This window comes from Amycolatopsis speibonae (genome assembly GCF_042647925.1).
In the GTDB taxonomy this organism is placed as follows: Bacteria; Actinomycetota; Actinomycetes; order Mycobacteriales; family Pseudonocardiaceae; genus Amycolatopsis; species Amycolatopsis speibonae.
In genome coordinates, this window is the sequence record NZ_JBHRWK010000019.1 from 35175 (window position 1) to 51454 (window position 16280).

Consider the following 16280-nt stretch of genomic DNA (forward strand, 5'->3'; position numbering starts at 1 on the left):
TCAGCCTCGCATTCAGAAGACTGAACGGCGTGTCCTCAGCGGTAGGTGAACTTCGGCGGCCGCCGCGCGAGGAACGCGGCCACCCCCTCGGCGTAGTCCTCGCCGTGCAGGGCACCGAGCCGGATCTCGTCCACTTCGGCGTCGGACTCCTCTTGTCCCGCCACGATCTTCTCGATGATCCGGTTCATCCCGCGCACCGACGCCTGCGAACGCGAAGCCAGCGTCTGGACGAACTTCGCCGTCGAGGCCTCCAGTTCGTCGGCGGGGAAGACGTCGTTGAGCAGCCCGATCTCCCGCGCCCGCCGCGCGTCGACGAGTTCACCCGAGAGCAGGAAGTACTTCGCGTGCGCCGGGCCGACCAGTGAGACCAGCTGCCGGGTCGAATCGAAGTGGTAGACGATGCCGAGCTTCGCCGGCGTGATGCCGAAGCGTGAGCCCTCCGCGGCGAAACGGAAGTCGCACGCGACCGAGATCTGGCAGCCGCCGCCGATGCAGTTCCCCTGGATCATCGCCACCGTCGGCTTCCGCGACGCCGTCAGCGCCGCGACGGCCTCGTCGACGGCCTTGTCGTAGGTCTCGGCCGCGTCGGCGGTGGACCGCAGGTCCTGGAACTCGCTGATGTCCGCGCCCGCCGAGAAATGCGCGCCCGCGCCGGTCAGCACGAGGACTTTGATCGCCGGGTCCGCCTCCACCCGCGCCACCACGTCCGGGATCGCCGACCACATCCCGTAGGTGATCGCGTTCATCTTCTCCGGTCTGGTGAACGTCAGCCGCGCGACCTCGCCGTCGCGAGTGAATTCGAACCCGTCAGTCATGTTCCGCACCCTAAGTGCGCGCCTCCACCGGAACCAGCCGGATGTGGGCAAGATGGCCTGATGCGTTCGCGACTCGACCGACGGCTCTGGCCGGCCGTCGTCCTCGTCGCCGGGACGGCAGGGCTGTTCTGGCTCACCTCGTGGTTACTCGGCAAGGGCAACGACGGCGCGGGTATCGCCAACGTGCTCGCCCTGCCCGTCGCGGTCCTCGGCAGTGTGGCCGCCTTCGTCGCCCTTCGGCCGCGTACTGAAGCCGACGACGCCAAGCTGAAGGCCAAGGCTTCGACGTTGCTCGACCAAGTCGTCACGGCCGAGGCCAGGGCGTTGCAGCAACTGCTCGGGGACACCGGGCACCCCGAACCCGCCGACATCGGTTTCGCCCGCACCCACCCTGACGACGTGAAGGTGCGTTGGCGGGACGACGGCGGTCCCGAAACGGGATCCCTCAGCACGGTCACCGAGTTCTACGAGAGCCTGCAGTTCGGCAGATTGCTCGTACTCGGTGAACCCGGCTCGGGCAAGACCGTCCTCACGGTCCGGCTGCTGCTGAACCTGGCGGAGAAGGCTCGCGCGACGACCGGCGAACGGATCCGGGTCCCCGTCCGGCTCAGCCTTCCCGCGTTCTCGAAGCTCGACACGGGGTCGTCCGAGATTCGCGAACGTCTCGACGTCTGGACCAGCGAGCAGCTCACGGCCGTCTACGGCGTGCCGGGATCCGCGGCCAAGGCGCTGGTCGCCGGCGGCTGGATCCTGCCGATCCTCGACGGTTTGGACGAGATGGACGCCGCGGCCGACCCGCGCCGGGCTGTCGAGGTCATCACCGCGCTGAACACCGCCGGCGGGTCGCAGCGATGGCCGGTGGTCGTGGCCTGCCGGATGGAGAACTACCGGCGCATCGCCCACGAAACGCCGTTGCAGGACGCCACAGCGGTGACCGTGGAAGCGCTCGAAGTCGGGCAGATCGTCGACTGGCTCTCGCACCGCTTCCCCGATCCGAAGCAGCCGGACAGAACACAGGCCCGCTGGCGGCCGGTGCTGAACCTCGTCCGAACGCATCCGGCGGGCAGACTCGCCAGGTTCCTCTCCTCACCGCTGAACCTCTACCTCGCGGTGAACGTCTACCGGGATCAGGTCACCGGCCCGGATCCTCGCGAACTCCGCAAGCTCACCGAGGCCGAACTCGACGACTTCCTCCACGACCGACTCCTCCCCGCCGTGGTCGAGCACTATCCAAGCCCGGACGGCACGCGATACCGGGCCGAAGACGTCCGCGCCTGGCTGAGCACGCTCGCGAACCATCTCGCGTGGATGAGCGTCCACGGTTTCTCGGGTACGGACATCCATCTGCACGAGTTGTGGCGGACGACCGGCGACCCGGCTCTTCGGGGCCGACGCGTCCGGCTGCTGGCGGCCGCGGTCATTTCAGGACTCACCATCCTGCTTCTGCTGCTGCTGTTCATCCGTGCGTGGTTCGCCGGCGGAAGCGACGATTTCCGCTCCCATCCAGGACGCTGGTTCATCGTCGCCCCCGCGCTGCTCGGCATCGGCGTGTTCATCTTCCGATTCGCGGCCACGACCTCGACGCGAACCATGGAACGCATGGAACCCCGGCTGCTCACGACCCGCGCTGGATTCCGCAAGGTTCGCCGGACCGCCGTCACCTGGATGCTGTTGGGTGGTTTGGCCGGTATCCCGGCGGGAATCGCCGCAGGCCTGCTCTCCGGCGCCGGTGACCTGCACAGCGTGGCACTCGGTGGCTCATTGACACTGGGAGCGATCGGTTTCGCCATGGGACTCATCGGCGGAGCGGGTGACTCGACGACCCGGCTCAAAACCGCGACCCGGCCGAGCGAACCACAGCACCAGGTCCGCACGACGGTCGCGATCCAGAGCGCCCTCACCGCGCTACTTTTCCTCGCGCTGGGCAGCTTCCCCGGCGGAATCGTCGACGGCGCCGTGTTCGGACTGGCCGCCGGCCTCGCGCTCTTTCTCGGCGGCGGCCCGACACCCCGGCTCCGTCACGAGCTCGCCATCCGCTCCTACGCCCGTCGGCGCCTTCTCCCACCGCGGCCCGAGACCTTCCTCGACTGGGCTTACCGTGCGGGCCTGGTCCGCCTGGCAGGTACCGCAGCCCAGTTCCGTCACCGCGAGGTCCAGCAGCGGCTCACGACGGACGGGCCGGACGATCCCGAGCGCCACGCCCGGGACGGTCGACGTCCCCAGCGTGACACTCGGGACGTCGATCTGCCCTAGGACGCCGACGTGACCCGGTAGACGTCGTAGACGCCTTCGACACCTCGGACCACCTTCAGCACGTGGCCGAGGTGCTTCGGGTCGCCCATCTCGAACGAGAACCGGCTGACCGCGACCCTGTCCCGCGACGTCGTGACCGACGCGGACAGGATGTTGACCTTCTCGTCCGCGAGCACCTTGGTGACGTCCGAGAGCAGGCGGTGCCGATCCAGCGCCTCGACCTGGATCGCGACGAGGAAGACCGACGACGCCGACGGCGCCCACTCGACCTCGACCAGCCGCTCCGGCTGGGCTGTCAGGTCGTCGGCGTTGGTGCAGTCGGTCCGGTGCACGCTGACACCGCCGCCACGGGTGACGAAACCGAGGATCTCGTCGCCCGGCACCGGCGTGCAGCAGCGGGCGAGCTTGGCCCAGACATCGCTGGCGCCCTTCACCACGACACCGACGTCGTTCGAGCCACGGCGGCGGGTGACCGTGGACGGTGTCGCGCGCTCGGCGAGCTCCTCTTCCGCCTCGTCGACCCCGCCGATGAGCGCGACCAGCCGCTGCACGACGTGCTTCGCGCTGGTGTGGCCCTCGCCGACGGCCGCGTACAGCGAACTGATGTCGGGGTGCCGGAGTTCGGTGGCGACGGCGCCCATCGACTCGGCGGAGACCAGCCGCTGGATCGGGAGGCCGACCTTGCGGACCTCCTTGGTGATGGCCTCCTTGCCGCCTTCGATCGCCTCGTCGCGGCGCTCCTTGGCGAACCACTGCCGGATCTTCGCGCGGGCCTTGGGCGAACCGGCGAACTGCAGCCAGTCGCGGCTCGGCCCCGCCGTCTCGGCCTTCGAGGTGAAGATCTCGATGACCTCGCCGTTCTCCAGCTTGCGCTCGAGCGCGACGAGCCTGCCGTTGACGCGGGCGCCGATGCAGCGGTGCCCGACCTCGGTGTGCACGGCGTAGGCGAAGTCGACCGGGGTCGACTCGACCGGCAGCGTGATCACGTCGCCCTTGGGCGTGAACACGAAGATCTCGCGCGAAGCGAGCTCGTAGCGCAGCGACTCGAGGAAGTCACCCGGGTCCGCGGCTTCACGCTGCCAGTCGAGGAGCTGGCGCATCCACGCCATCTCGTCGACGTCCACCGAGTTGGCCCCGTTGCCGCTGTGGGTGCCGCGGGTCTCCTTGTACCGCCAGTGCGCCGCGATGCCGTACTCGGCGGTGCGGTGCATCTCGTAGGTCCGGATCTGGACTTCCAGTGGCTTGCCGTCCGGGCCGATCACCGTGGTGTGCAACGACTGGTAGACGCCGAAACGAGGCTGCGCGATGTAGTCCTTGAACCGGCCGGGGACCGGCTGCCACAGCGCGTGGACGACACCCATCGCGGCGTAGCAGTCGCGGACGTCCTCGACCAGGATCCGCACGCCCACCAGGTCGTGGATGTCGTCGAGGTCGCGCCCGCGGACGATCATCTTCTGGTGGATCGAGTAGTAGTGCTTCGGCCTGCCTTCGACCTTGGCGGTGATCCGCGAGCCTTCCAGGTTGCTGGTCAGCTCGGTGATCACGGACCGCAGGTAGGTGTCCCGTGAGGGCGCGCGATCGGCGACCAGCCGGACGATCTCGTCGTACTTCTTCGGCTGCAGGATGGCGAAGGCCAGGTCCTCCAGCTCCCATTTGACCGTCGCCATGCCGAGCCGGTGTGCCAGCGGGGCGAGGACTTCCAGGGTCTCGCGGGCCTTGCGGGCCTGCTTCTCCGGCGGCAGGAAGCGCATCGTGCGCATGTTGTGCAGCCGGTCGGACAGCTTGATGACCAGCACCCGCGGGTCGCGGGCCATCGCGATGACCATCTTGCGGATGGTCTCGGCCTCGGCGGCCGTACCGAGCTTGACCTTGTCCAGTTTGGTGACACCGTCGACGAGCTCGCCGACCTTCTCGCCGAAGTCGGCCTTCAGGCTCTCCAGCGAATAGCCGGTGTCCTCGACGGTGTCGTGCAGCAGCGCCGCGACCAGCGTCGTGGTGTCCATGCCGAGCTCGGCGAGGATGGTCGCGACGGCGAGCGGATGCGTGATGTACGGGTCGCCGGACTTGCGCCGCTGCTCGCGGTGAAGCTCTTCGGCGACGTCGTAGGCGCGCTGAAGCTGCGCGAGGTCCGCGTTCGGATGCAGCTCGCGGTGGATGACGGCGAGCGGTTCGAGGACCTGCTTGACCGGCGCGGCGCGCTGCGCGGTGATCCGGCGGGCGAGACGGGCGCGAACACGGCGCGTCGCGGACGGCGTCGGCGCGGCCCCCTGTCGCGCTGCACCGTTCTGCTCGGTGCCGTCCTTCGAGGACACCGCGGCATCGAGCTCTTGGCTCACCCGCACCTCCTGCGCTTCGTGCGGCCTTCGGACATCAAGGGTAACCGCTCCCCCTCGCGGCTCACTTGGTACGCCCGTTCAACACACCCGGAGGGCCTCCACACGACGCCCTTCAAGCACGGAACGACCATCGAGCGCTTCGAGTTCCATGACCACCGAAACCCCGGTGACCTGCACCTTCACGTCTTCCAGCAGCTTGCAGGTGGCCGCGACCGTGCCGCCGGTGGCGAGCACGTCATCGAGGACCGCGACACGCTGGCCCGGCTCGACGACTCCTTCGGGGAGTTCGACGGTCGCAGTGCCGTATTCCAGCGTGTATCCGACCCGGCCCGCGACGCGGGGCAGCTTGCCGGGCTTGCGGATCAGCGCGACGCCGAGGCCGAGGGAGTAGCCGACGGCGGCCGCCAGCAGGAACCCGCGCGCTTCCACCCCCGCCAGCAGTTCGGCCCCGGGATCGACGGTGGCGGCCAGCGCGTCGGTGACGGCCTTGAATCCCGCCGCGTCGGCGAACAGCGGACTCAGGTCCCGGAACAACACGCCGGGTTCCGGGAAGTCCGGTACGTCGGCGATCAGGTCGAGTGCCTTGTCGAGCTCCATGACTTCCTTGCTCTCAGCTTGCGTGGTGTTCGTGACCGGTCGCTATGAAGGGGCCTTTCATTGCAAATTTTGCAATGAAAGGCCCCTTCATAGCGCTCGAAACCGGGGTTACCGCTTGCGCTTGCCCGACGGACGGCCCTTGTGGGCCTTCTGGTTCCGGACCGGGACGCTCGCCGCGGCGGCGTACGCCTTCTCCTTGCGGAGTTCGGCGGCGAGGGAGTCCTCGTCGGTCGGGTCGAAGTCCTCGTCGTCGCGCTCGGCGGCCTTGCGGGCCTGGCTCGCGCGCCGCGAGGCGACCCGCTCGGCCTGCTGACGGTACTTCGGATCACGCATCTTGAAGTCCACCAGCAGCGGGGTGGCCAGCGCGACCGAGGACAGCACGCCGACCACGGTGCCGGTGAGCTGCACCAGCGCGAGGTCCTGCAGCGTGCCGGAGCCGAGCAGGATGTACCCGACGACGAGCAGACCGAGAATCGGCAGCATCGCGATCAGCGCGGTGTTGAACGACCGCATCAGCGTCTGGTTCAGCGCCAGGTTGGCCGCCTCGCCGAAGGTCCGGCGGGTGAGCCCGAGCAGGCCGGTCGTGTTCTCGCGGACCTTGTCGAACACCACCACCGTGTCGTACAGCGAGAACCCGAGGATCGTCAGCAGACCGACGACCGTCGCCGGCGTGACCTCGAAGCCGATCAGCGAATACACACCCGCCGTCACCACGATGTCGTGCAGCAGTGAGATCAGTGCCGCGGCGGCCATCCTGGTGTCGAAGTACAACGCCAGGAACAGCGTGACCGCCAGCAGGAACACCCCGAGTGCGATCAACGCCTGCCGCGAGATCTCCCCGCCCCAGGACGCGCTCACCGCGCTGTCACTGATCGCCTGGACACTCGGCTGCCCGTTGGACCCGATCGGGCCCAGCTTCTCGAACAGCGCTTCTTTGAGCTTGTTGACCTCGGCCGTCTCCAGCGTTTCCGAACGGAGCTGGATGGTCGAGGACCCGCCCGTTCCGACCTTCTGCGCCTCGTCGGCGGGCCTGCCGAGGGCTTCGGCGAAGACGTCCTTCGCCTGCTGCTCGGTGATCTGCCCGCTCTTGCCGTTGGCGGGCATCTGGACCTGGGTGCCACCTTCGAAGTCGATCCCGAAGTTGAACCCCTTGATCCCCATCGACGCGATGCAGACCAGGACCAGCGCGCCGAAGAAGAGGTACCAGCGCTTGCGCTTGCCGACCACGTCGAACGCGCCTGTGCCCACGTAGAGGCGGCGGAAGACGCTCTCGCGCTTACCCGCGGTGGTGGTGTTGTCGTCGACCACGCCTCATGCCTCCTTGACGTTCGGGCGACCGGTGGCGGGACGGGCCGCCTTGCGCTCCGAGCCCAGCTGCTGCACGGCACCGAGGCCGAGGTTCTTGGGGTTGGACAGGATCTTCGACTTCGACCTGGAGATCAACGCGACCAGCGGGTGGGTCACGAGGTAGACCACGACGAGGTCGAGAACGGTCGACATGCCGAGGGTGAACGCGAAGCCCTTGACCTCACCGACGGCCAGCCAGTACAGGATGGCCGCGGCGAGGAAGCTGACCGCGTCCGAGGCGAGGATCGTGCGCTGGGCACGGGACCAGCCGCGTGGCACCGCGGACCGGAACGACCTGCCTTCCCGGATCTCGTCCTTCAATCGTTCGAAATAGATGACGAACGAGTCTGCGGTGATACCGATCGCGATGATCAAACCCGCCACGCCGGCGAGGTCGAGGGTGTACCCGATCCACCGCCCCAGCAACACCAACACCGCGTAGACGAGCGAGAACGACAAGGCGAGCGACAGGATCGTCAGCACGCCGAGAAGCCGGTAATAGAACAAGCAGTAGATGAAGACGATCAGCAGGCCGATACCGCCCGCGATCAGGCCCGCCTGCAGTGAGGCGAGACCCAGCGTCGCGGACACCGTCGTCGCGTCCGAGGACTCGAACGACAGCGGCAGCGAGCCGTACTTCAGAACGTCCGCCAGGTCCTTCGCCTCGGCCTGGCTGAACCGGCCGGTGATCTGGGTCTGACCGCCCAGGATCGCGGACTGGATGGTCGGCGCGGAGACGACCTGCGTGTCGAGGACGAACGCGGCCTGCTTCTGGACGTTCTTCGAGGTGAAGTCGCCCCAGATGCGCGAACCGTCGCCCTTGAAGTTCAGGTTGACGACCCACTGGGAGTTCTGGGTGTCGTAGCCCGAGGAAGCGTCGGCGATCTCCGTTCCGGGGAGGAACTCCGGCTCCAGCAGGTACTTCATGGTGTTCTTGTCACCACAGGCGACCAGCGGCTTGTCGGTGAGGTCGTTGCCGACCAGCGGGTCCGTCACCTTGGGGTCGCAGTTGAGGGCCGCGAAGGCCTTCTCGGCGGCCGCGGCCTGCTTCGCCTGGTCCGTCGAAAGCAGATCGGGGTTCTGCCGGAGGCTCCGGGCTTCCTCGATCTCCTTCTTGGTCTGCTCGTCGGAGTCGCCCTGCTGCTGCGGCGCACCGACGGCGCCACCACCACCGTTGACCGGGCTGCTCGGCGGAGCGCTCGCGCCCGGGGCACCCGAGGGCGAGGGCGCACCTGAAGCCGGCGGGGTCGACGGCTGCGGGACCGGAGTCGACGGCTGCGACGTCACGACCTTCCGGAAGCCCAGCTTCGCGGTCTTGCCCAGGGTCTTGGCCTGGTCGCCCTGCTCGCCGGGGACGGTGATGACGACGTTGCTGCCGTCGAGCACGACTTCGGTGCCACCGACGCCGATACCGTTGACCCGGCGCTCGATGATCGAGCGGGCCTGTTCGAGGGACTCTCGCGGAGGGTCGCCGCCGTCGGGATTACGGGCGGACAGGGTGACCCTCGTGCCGCCTTGCAGATCGATGCCGAGTTTCGGCGTCGGCTTACCGCCACCGGTGAAGAACACCAGGGCGTACAGCGCCACCACGATCAGGGCGAAGAAGGCGAGATAGCGTCCCGGGCGGAGATGCCCGGCCGGTGCGGCCACTGTGCTTCGGTCTCCTCGGACGGACTGGGTTTTCCCCAATGGACTTGGCTGTTCACTCAACCGGACGGGAGTCCGGTGGTACCGCGAACCTGCCTCGATGACGATGCCCGGTGAACGGGCACGACTATGACGACGGACACGCACGCAGCACCGAGACACTACTCGGTGCTGCGTGAGCCCGGCGTTGGCCCCGCACCTACGAAAGTCTGGTGTCGGGGATGGCCTTACAAGCGCTACTTCTTGCCGTGCTCCAGCGGAGGAGCGATCTGCGCGCCCGCCTTCTCTTCGACGCGCTCGTCGTCCTTCGACTCGACGACCGGCGCCTCGACGACAGCCTCGGCTTCGACGGCGTCAGCGTCGTCCACGTCCGTCTCGACGACCGGCTCGACCTTCTCGCGGACGGCCTGGCGCAGCCAGGTGGTCACGACACCAGGAGCGATCTCGAGGTCGATCGTGGTGTCGGCGGAGGCGTCGGCGACAGACGCGTAGAGACCGGAGGTGGTCATCACCCGGTCACCGGGAGCAAGGCTCGAGAGCAGCTCCTGCTGCTTTGCCGCCGCCTTCTTCTGCTTACGGGTGCCCATGACGAGAGGAATCGCCACGACGGCCATCAGGAGCAGCGGCAGCAATAACTGGTTCATGATTCTCCATTTCGAGCGGACGCCGCGCGGTGCGCTGTTTTGTCCGGTTTGGCGGGGTGTGCTCTACCCGAGTGTGCCAGGTGCCAGCGGAAACTCCACCACCACCCGTCGCCACCACAGGCCCCGGACCTCGTGAACGGTCCGGTCAGTCCTGGTCGAACAGGTTCGGGCCACCCTGCTCGCCACGTGTGGCACCGGCCGGAGCCGGCAGGCCGAGGTGTTCCCACGCGGCCGCTGTGGCGACCCGGCCGCGAGGAGTGCGGGCGAGCATACCGGCGCGGACCAGGTAAGGCTCACACACCTCTTCCACCGTAGTCGGTTCTTCCCCCACCGCGACGGCCAGTGTGGACACACCGACCGGGCCGCCGCCGAAGGATCGGACCAGCGCTGTCAGCACCGCGCGGTCGAGTCTGTCGAGGCCGAGTTCGTCGACGTCGTAGACCTCCAGCGCGGCGCGCACGACCTCGCGAGTGGCGTGCCCGTCGGCGCGGACCTCGGCGTAGTCGCGCACTCGGCGCAGCAGCCTGTTCGCGATCCGGGGCGTGCCTCGCGAGCGGCGCGCGATCTCGGCGCCGCCGTCGCGGTCGATGGGGATGTCCAGGATCGTCGCCGCCCGGCGGACGACGAGTTCGAGTTCGCTGTCGGAATAGAACTCCATCTGGCCGGTGAACCCGAACCTGTCGCGCAACGGACCGGTCAGCGAACCGGACCTGGTGGTCGCCCCGACCAGGGTGAACGGCGCGATCTCCAGCGGGATGCTGGTGGCGCCGGGGCCCTTGCCGACGACGACGTCCACCCGGAAGTCCTCCATCGCGAGATACAGCATTTCCTCCGCGGGACGGGCGATGCGGTGGATCTCGTCGATGAACAGGACGTCACCGGGCGCGAGATTGGACAACATCGCGGCGAGGTCGCCCGCCCGTTCCAGCGCCGGACCCGAGGTGATCCGGATGGCGGAGTCGAGTTCCGCCGCGACGATCATCGCCATACTCGTCTTGCCCAGCCCCGGCGGGCCCGAAAACAGGACATGGTCCGGGGGCACCCCCCGGCGCCGCGCGCTCTCCAGCACGAGTTCGAGCTGTTCACGCACGCGCGGCTGGCCGACGAACTCGTCCAGCTTGCGCGGGCGCAGCGTGGTCTCGACCTCACGTTCGCCGGTCTGCGGCAGGGCAGAAAGCGTCTCGTCTGCCTCGAATTCCGTCACGGCCTCATAGTCCATGTGCGGGCTACCGCTTACGCCCGAGGGTGGCCAACGCGGCACGCAGTACGGAGGACGTCGTGTGGCCGTCGCCTTCGCCGAGCACCTTGTCGACGGCCTGCTCGGCCTGTTTGGCCGGGAAGCCGAGACCCGCGAGCGCCTCGACGACCTCGTCCCGCAGCGCGCCGGGAGCGATGACCGCCGGGGAGCCGTCGGTCGGACCCGCGAGCGCGGTGACCTTGTCGCGCAGTTCGAGCGTGAGCCGCTCGGCACCCTTGCGGCCGATGCCGGGCACCTGGGTGAGCACGGTGATGTTGCCTTCGACCAGCGCGGACCGCAGCTTGTCGGGATCGAGGACGGCCAGCGTCGCCAGCGCGAGGCGGGGGCCGATCCCGGAGACCGTCTGCAGCAGGCCGAACAGTTCGCGGGCGTCGGCGTCGGCGAAACCGAACAGCGTCAAGGAATCCTCGCGGACCACGAGCGCGGTGTGCAGCATCGCCTCCTCGCCGCGGCGAAGCGTCGCGAGAGTGGCGGGTGTGGCCTGCACGGCGAAGCCCACTCCCCCGACCTCGATCACGACGTGGTCGAGACCGATGGCGAGGATTTCACCGCGTACCGAGGAGATCATCGAGCCGCTCCCTGAGTCTTTGCTTGTTTGGCCGCGGCGGCGAGCCTGGCCTTGTGGTTCTTGGCGATCTCGGCCGCTCTGGCTTCGGCTTCGGCGAGCCGGACGCGCATCGGTTCGCGCCACAGATGGCAGATGGCGAGCGCGAGCGCGTCCGCGGCGTCCGCCGGATGCGGTTTGACCTCGAGGCCGAGCAGCCGCATGACCATACCGGTGACCTGCGCCTTGTCCGCGCGGCCGGAGCCCGTGACGGCGGCCTTGACCTCGCTCGGCGTGTGGAACACGACCGGCAGCCCGCGCCGGGCCGCGGCGAGCGCGACGACGCCGCCCGCCTGCGCGGTGCCCATCGCGGTGCGCACGTTGTGCTGCGCGAAGACCCGTTCGACGGCGACGGCTTCGGGCTTGTAGCGATCCATCCACTGCTCGGCCGCGTCGGAGATCCCCAGCAGGCGCACGGAAAGATCAGCGTCCGGCGGGGTCCGCACGACGTGGACGGCCACGGCGCGGACGGTGCGGCCCGTGCCGCCGTCGACCACTCCGAGCCCGCACCTGGTCAGACCGGGGTCGACCCCGAGTACCCGCACGCTTTCCTCCGCTGCTCCGACTTCTCCGGCGAACATCAGTTCGAGCCTGAGGCTACCCGGAGCAGGCTCCGGGCAAGATGAGGACATGCCGAGCCCTGACGACTTCGCCGCCCATCTGGGTCTCCAGCCGCTACCCGTGGAGGGCGGCCGCTGGGCGCAGAGCTGGCGCGACGAGACCGCCTCCGCGATCTACTACCTGCTCGCTCCGCCGGAAACCTCGGCGCCGCACCGGCTGGACCGGCTGGAGATCTACGCCCACCACGCCGGCGCGCCGGTGCGGATGCTGCTGCTGCACCCGGACGGTCGGATCTCGCGGCCGGTGCTGGGACCGGACGTCGCGGCCGGGCAGCGGCCGCAGGTGGGGGTGCCCGCCGGGGTCTGGCAGGCGTCGGTGAGTACCGGTGAGTGGAGTCTGGTCGGGACGGTGGTGGTGCCGCCTTATACGGACGACTCTGTGGAGTTTCGGTCCGCGGCTGCTTTGGTGGCGGAGTTTCCAGGGGCGGCGGAGGACCTGGCGCCCTGGCTGGAGTGAGTGCCGCGGTGGTCGTGAGTGGCGATTCGGGCTAGGGCCAAGGGCGCCTACTGGATTCTGGGCGCGAGTCCGTGAAGACCTCGCGGATCGCCACATGCGCCCCGCATGCACCAGCAGTCACAGCGGCTGCGCGTGAAGGACCCCTTCACGCGGCTGAGCCGAGGAAACTCGACCTTCATCCCTTCCCCAAGTACGTGATGGCCCCCTTCACTGCGTCTAGCACAATGAAGGGTCCTTCACGTACTCAGCCGAGGCGTCAAGGTCGAGCCGCGCGAGGGGGTGCCTTCACGCGCGGCCGCTGTGACTGCCGGTGCGCCTGAGGCGAACGTGGCGATCGCCGAAGTCCGTGAAGGCCTCCTTCCCTACGCTGAAAGTAGGGAAGGAGGCCTTCACGGACTGACGACTCGCTCAGCAGCGCCTCAAGGACCAGCGGATCAGGGGCCGTCGACGCCCGGCGTCCAGCTCTCCGGGTCACCGGATTCGGTCAGCACCGGCTGGTACTGCGCGAAGCCCTCCGGCGCGTCCGGATGCCACGGGAAGTGGCCGTCCGGCGTGGCGACGATCATCTGCAGTGCCGGGAAGTCCCCGTCCGGGTAGATCAGGAACGCGTGCCCGAAGTACTCGGGATAGTGCCCCTTCGCGACCCGTTCGAAGACCACCGCCGCGCCCTCGAAGAAATCGTCGTAGCGTTTGCCGACCTCGAAGATCTCGCCGGCGGCCGCGCGGTCGACGTAGGCGTCGAGCAGGACCGGCCCCATCTGCCCTGGCAGTCCGATGACGACCGCTTCCGCCACGTTGTGCAGTGCCCAGGCGCACGCGGTGAAACAGAAGGGAGCGTCGTTCTCGTCGCCGTCGACCGCGATGACCGCGTTCCCTCTCGCCTGCGCCTGCGACTCGATCCACTGGACGAGTTCGGTTTCTTCGGCGGTGAGGGCATCGGCTTCGGAGGTCGTCACGCGCGACATTCTGCCCCACGCGAGCGCCCGCACCTAGTCCCGGGACCGATTTTCCACGGCATGGCGGGAAAATCGATCAGCCGACCTCGGCCATGACCTCGTCCGACACATGGAATCCGGCGCAGTGCGTAAACGTTCTGCACGTCGTCAGGACCAACCGTCAGCCGACCTCGGCCATGACCTCGTCCGACACATCGAAGTTCGCGTAAACGTTCTGCACGTCGTCGCAATCCTCGAGGGCGTCGATGAGCTTGAAGACCTTCTTCGCGCCGTCGACGTCCAGCGGGACGCTGACCGTCGGCAGGAAGGTGAGATCCGCGGACTCGTACTCGAAACCGGCTTCCTGCAAGGCTTTCCGGACCGGGACGAGATCCGTGGCCTCGGAGACGATCTCGAAGTTCTCGTCGAGGTCGTTGACCTCCTCGGCACCCGCGTCGAGGACGGCCATGAGGACGTCGTCCTCGGCCGCCTCGCCCTTGGGCATGATCACGACGCCCTTGCGGTTGAACATGTAGGCGACCGAACCCGGGTCGGCGAGCGAGCCGTTGTTCCGGGTGAGCGCGGTCCGGACCTCCATGGCGGCACGGTTCTTGTTGTCGGTGAGGCATTCGATCAGCACGGCCACACCGTTCGGGCCGTAGCCTTCGTAGGTGATGGTCTGCCAGTCGGCGCCGCCCGCTTCTTCACCGGCGCCGCGTTTGCGGGCACGCTCGATGTTGTCCTGCGGGACCGAGTTCTTCTTGGCCTTCTGGATGGCGTCGTAGAGCGTCGGGTTGCCGTCCGGGTCGCCACCGCCGGTGCGTCCCGCCACCTCGATGTTCTTGATCAACCGGGCGAAGAGCTTGCCGCGCTTCGCGTCCAGGTTGGCCTTCTTGTGCTTCGTGGTGGCCCACTTGGAGTGGCCGCTCATCTCTCCTCCATCTACTGCTGTGCCCGCCGCTGGGCACAGTGTCAGTTTTGCTTAAGCCTGCCGCACGAGGTCGACGAACAGCCTGTGCACGCGCTCGTCCCCGGTGAGTTCGGGGTGGAACGACGTGGCGAGTACCGCCCCCTGCCGGACCGCGACGATCCTAGCGGCCGCGTCGTCCGAGCCCGGCATTTCGGGGACACTGGCGAGTACCTCCACCCCGTCGCCCGCCTTTTCGACCCACGGGGCGCGGATGAACACAGCGTGCACCGGGCCGCCTTCGATGCCGGTGAAGTCGAGGTCGGCTTCGAACGAGTCGACCTGCCGCCCGAAGGCGTTGCGCCGGACGACGACGTCGAGTCCGCCGAGTTGCCGCTGGTCAGGACGTCCGTCGAGGGCTTGGCGGGCGAGCAGGATCATCCCGGCGCACGAGCCGAACGCGGGCAGTCCGTCCGCGATGCGCTCCCGCAAGGGCTCCAGTAGCTCGAAGGTCTCAAGCAGCCTCGACATGGTGGTCGACTCGCCGCCCGGCAGCACCAGACCGTCCACTTCGGACAGTTCGCTCGCGCGGCGGACCGGCAGCGCACGGGCACCGGCGCGCTCCACCATCGCGGCGTGCTCCCGCACGTCGCCCTGCAGTGCGAGCACGCCGACCACCGGCCGTGCCCCCGTCGCGATCGCCACCCGACCTCCCGAAAGACCTTCCGCTCAGCTTAGGCGCCCCGGGGAACGGCCAGGTCAGGGGACCCCGGCCAGCCGCAGCAGGGCGGCGGTCGCGGCGGCCGCCACGACGACCAGCGCGAACGGCACTTTGCGCCAGGCGAGCACGCCCCCGACCAGGACTCCGGCGGGCCGGGCGTATCCGGCGAACTCGTGTCCCTCGGTGAGCGCGGCGACCGCGACCAGCGCGGCGAGCAGGACGACCGCCGAACGCGCCATCAGCTTTTCGGCCTTGGGCGACACGGTGAATCGCGCCTTCAGCACCGGTCCGGCGAACCGGAAGGCGAAGGTCCCGACGGCGAGCACGCCGCCGGCGATGATCAGGTCCATCGGGTCCATCAGCGCACTCCCTCGGGTTCACGTTCGGCGGGTTCCTTCGCGGCCACTCCGGCGAGCACGCCGACCAGCGCGAGCAGCACCGGCAGCCCGGCCGGCAGGAACGGCGTCGTGGCCAGCGCGACGGCCACCCCGAGAAGCACCGGCAGCCGGGTGGCGCGGTCGCGCAGCGACGGCAGGACCAGCGCGAGCAGGACCGCCGGGAAGGCCGCGTCGAGGCCGAAGGCGCCGGTGTCGCTGATCGCTGTCCCGGCGTACGCCCCGGCGAGGACGCCGACGTTCCAGCACACGAACAGCCCGATCCCGCACACCCAGTACGCCGCGCGGCGGCGCTCTTCATCGCGCTGGGCCAGCGCGAACGCGACCGATTCGTCGATCATCAGATGACTGCCGACGATCCTCGACGACCACCGCTTCCCCAGGACGTCGCCGATCGCGAAGCCGAACGGCAGATGGCGCGCGTTGGCCAGCAGGCCCGCCGCGACGGCCGCGACCGGGCTCCCGCCCGCGGCGATGATGCCGACGAACATGAACTGCGAGGCGCCGGCGAAGACCAGCACCGACAGGAGCATCGGCGCCCAGATCGGGAAGCCGGAGCCGACCGCGATCGCGCCGTAGGAGATGCCGACAATGGTGTCGGCGAGGCAGACCAGCCCGATGTCACGGAGAAGATCGCGCCCCAGGACACGAGTGGTTGTTCGCCATATCGAACGCATAGCATCATACAATGAACGAACGCAGCCGTGTTCGTCAAGGCGAACGCAACGACCGATGGAGCGAACG

16 protein-coding genes are annotated in these 16280 nt (G+C 68.6%); 2 read left to right on the forward strand and 14 right to left on the reverse strand.

The window, feature by feature from the left end:
- Positions 1 to 35: 35 nt before the first annotated feature.
- Positions 36 to 815: an enoyl-CoA hydratase/isomerase family protein gene (locus ACFOSH_RS14095; RefSeq protein WP_378239292.1), complete on the reverse strand. Its 780-nt coding sequence runs from the start codon at positions 813 to 815 to the stop codon at positions 36 to 38.
- A 60-nt stretch (positions 816 to 875) separates the two neighbouring features.
- Between ACFOSH_RS14095 and ACFOSH_RS14100 the strand changes: the two genes are divergently transcribed.
- On the forward strand, positions 876 to 3068 hold the full coding sequence (locus ACFOSH_RS14100; RefSeq protein WP_378239293.1) for an NACHT domain-containing protein: 2193 nt from the start codon (positions 876 to 878) through the stop codon (positions 3066 to 3068).
- Here the strand turns inward: ACFOSH_RS14100 and ACFOSH_RS14105 are convergent.
- From ACFOSH_RS14105 to ruvC, 8 genes are all read right to left on the reverse strand, one after another.
- A complete protein-coding gene (locus ACFOSH_RS14105; RefSeq protein ID WP_378239294.1) occupies positions 3065 to 5404 on the reverse strand; it encodes a RelA/SpoT family protein in 2340 nt (779 codons plus the stop codon). The two genes, ACFOSH_RS14100 and ACFOSH_RS14105, sit on opposite strands and share 4 nt — an antisense overlap.
- Positions 5405 to 5482: 78 nt before the next feature.
- A complete protein-coding gene (locus ACFOSH_RS14110) occupies positions 5483 to 6001 on the reverse strand; it encodes an adenine phosphoribosyltransferase (protein WP_378239295.1) in 519 nt (172 codons plus the stop codon).
- A gap of 108 nt (positions 6002 to 6109) precedes the next feature.
- Positions 6110 to 7309, reverse strand: a complete 1200-nt coding sequence (gene secF, locus ACFOSH_RS14115) for a protein translocase subunit SecF (protein ID WP_378239297.1) — start codon at positions 7307 to 7309, stop codon at positions 6110 to 6112.
- Positions 7310 to 7312: 3 nt separating this feature from the next.
- On the reverse strand, positions 7313 to 8998 hold the full coding sequence (gene secD / locus ACFOSH_RS14120; RefSeq protein WP_378239298.1) for a protein translocase subunit SecD: 1686 nt from the start codon (positions 8996 to 8998) through the stop codon (positions 7313 to 7315).
- A gap of 233 nt (positions 8999 to 9231) precedes the next feature.
- The gene (gene yajC / locus ACFOSH_RS14125; protein ID WP_378239299.1) at positions 9232 to 9639 is read right to left on the reverse strand and encodes a preprotein translocase subunit YajC; all 408 of its coding nucleotides are present in this window, start codon (positions 9637 to 9639) and stop codon (positions 9232 to 9234) included.
- Positions 9640 to 9784: 145 nt separating this feature from the next.
- Positions 9785 to 10858 carry a Holliday junction branch migration DNA helicase RuvB gene (ruvB, locus tag ACFOSH_RS14130; RefSeq protein WP_378239300.1) on the reverse strand — a complete coding sequence of 358 codons (1074 nt, stop codon included), beginning with the start codon at positions 10856 to 10858 and terminating at the stop codon, positions 9785 to 9787.
- 7 nt (positions 10859 to 10865) lie between these two features.
- Complete coding sequence (ruvA, locus tag ACFOSH_RS14135) at positions 10866 to 11465, reverse strand: Holliday junction branch migration protein RuvA (protein WP_378239301.1); 600 nt, start codon at positions 11463 to 11465, stop codon at positions 10866 to 10868.
- The gene (gene ruvC / locus ACFOSH_RS14140) at positions 11462 to 12046 is read right to left on the reverse strand and encodes a crossover junction endodeoxyribonuclease RuvC (RefSeq protein ID WP_378239343.1); all 585 of its coding nucleotides are present in this window, start codon (positions 12044 to 12046) and stop codon (positions 11462 to 11464) included. Before ruvC ends, ruvA begins: the two co-directional genes overlap by 4 nt.
- Before the next feature lie 85 nt (positions 12047 to 12131).
- Here ruvC and ACFOSH_RS14145 point away from each other — a divergent pair, with 85 nt between their 5' ends.
- Positions 12132 to 12578, forward strand: coding sequence for a cupin domain-containing protein (locus ACFOSH_RS14145; protein ID WP_378239302.1), 447 nt, complete (start codon positions 12132 to 12134; stop codon positions 12576 to 12578).
- 434 nt (positions 12579 to 13012) lie between these two features.
- On the opposite strand, the gene ACFOSH_RS14150 is transcribed toward ACFOSH_RS14145, so the two are convergent.
- The 5 genes from ACFOSH_RS14150 to ACFOSH_RS14170 all read right to left on the reverse strand — a co-directional run bounded on the left by ACFOSH_RS14150 (position 13013) and on the right by ACFOSH_RS14170 (position 16213).
- The gene (locus ACFOSH_RS14150) at positions 13013 to 13543 is read right to left on the reverse strand and encodes a DUF4262 domain-containing protein (protein WP_378239303.1); all 531 of its coding nucleotides are present in this window, start codon (positions 13541 to 13543) and stop codon (positions 13013 to 13015) included.
- Positions 13544 to 13694: 151 nt separating this feature from the next.
- Positions 13695 to 14444, reverse strand: coding sequence for a YebC/PmpR family DNA-binding transcriptional regulator (locus ACFOSH_RS14155; protein WP_020635997.1), 750 nt, complete (start codon positions 14442 to 14444; stop codon positions 13695 to 13697).
- A 51-nt stretch (positions 14445 to 14495) separates the two neighbouring features.
- Positions 14496 to 15125 (reverse strand): pyridoxal 5'-phosphate synthase glutaminase subunit PdxT, encoded by a 630-nt coding sequence (pdxT, locus tag ACFOSH_RS14160; protein ID WP_378239304.1) that lies wholly within the window; start codon positions 15123 to 15125, stop codon positions 14496 to 14498.
- A gap of 54 nt (positions 15126 to 15179) precedes the next feature.
- The gene (locus ACFOSH_RS14165) at positions 15180 to 15500 is read right to left on the reverse strand and encodes an AzlD domain-containing protein (RefSeq protein ID WP_378239305.1); all 321 of its coding nucleotides are present in this window, start codon (positions 15498 to 15500) and stop codon (positions 15180 to 15182) included.
- Complete coding sequence (locus ACFOSH_RS14170; protein ID WP_378239306.1) at positions 15500 to 16213, reverse strand: AzlC family ABC transporter permease; 714 nt, start codon at positions 16211 to 16213, stop codon at positions 15500 to 15502. The genes ACFOSH_RS14165 and ACFOSH_RS14170 overlap by 1 nt, the downstream gene beginning before the upstream one ends.
- Between the last annotated feature and the right edge of the window lie 67 nt (positions 16214 to 16280).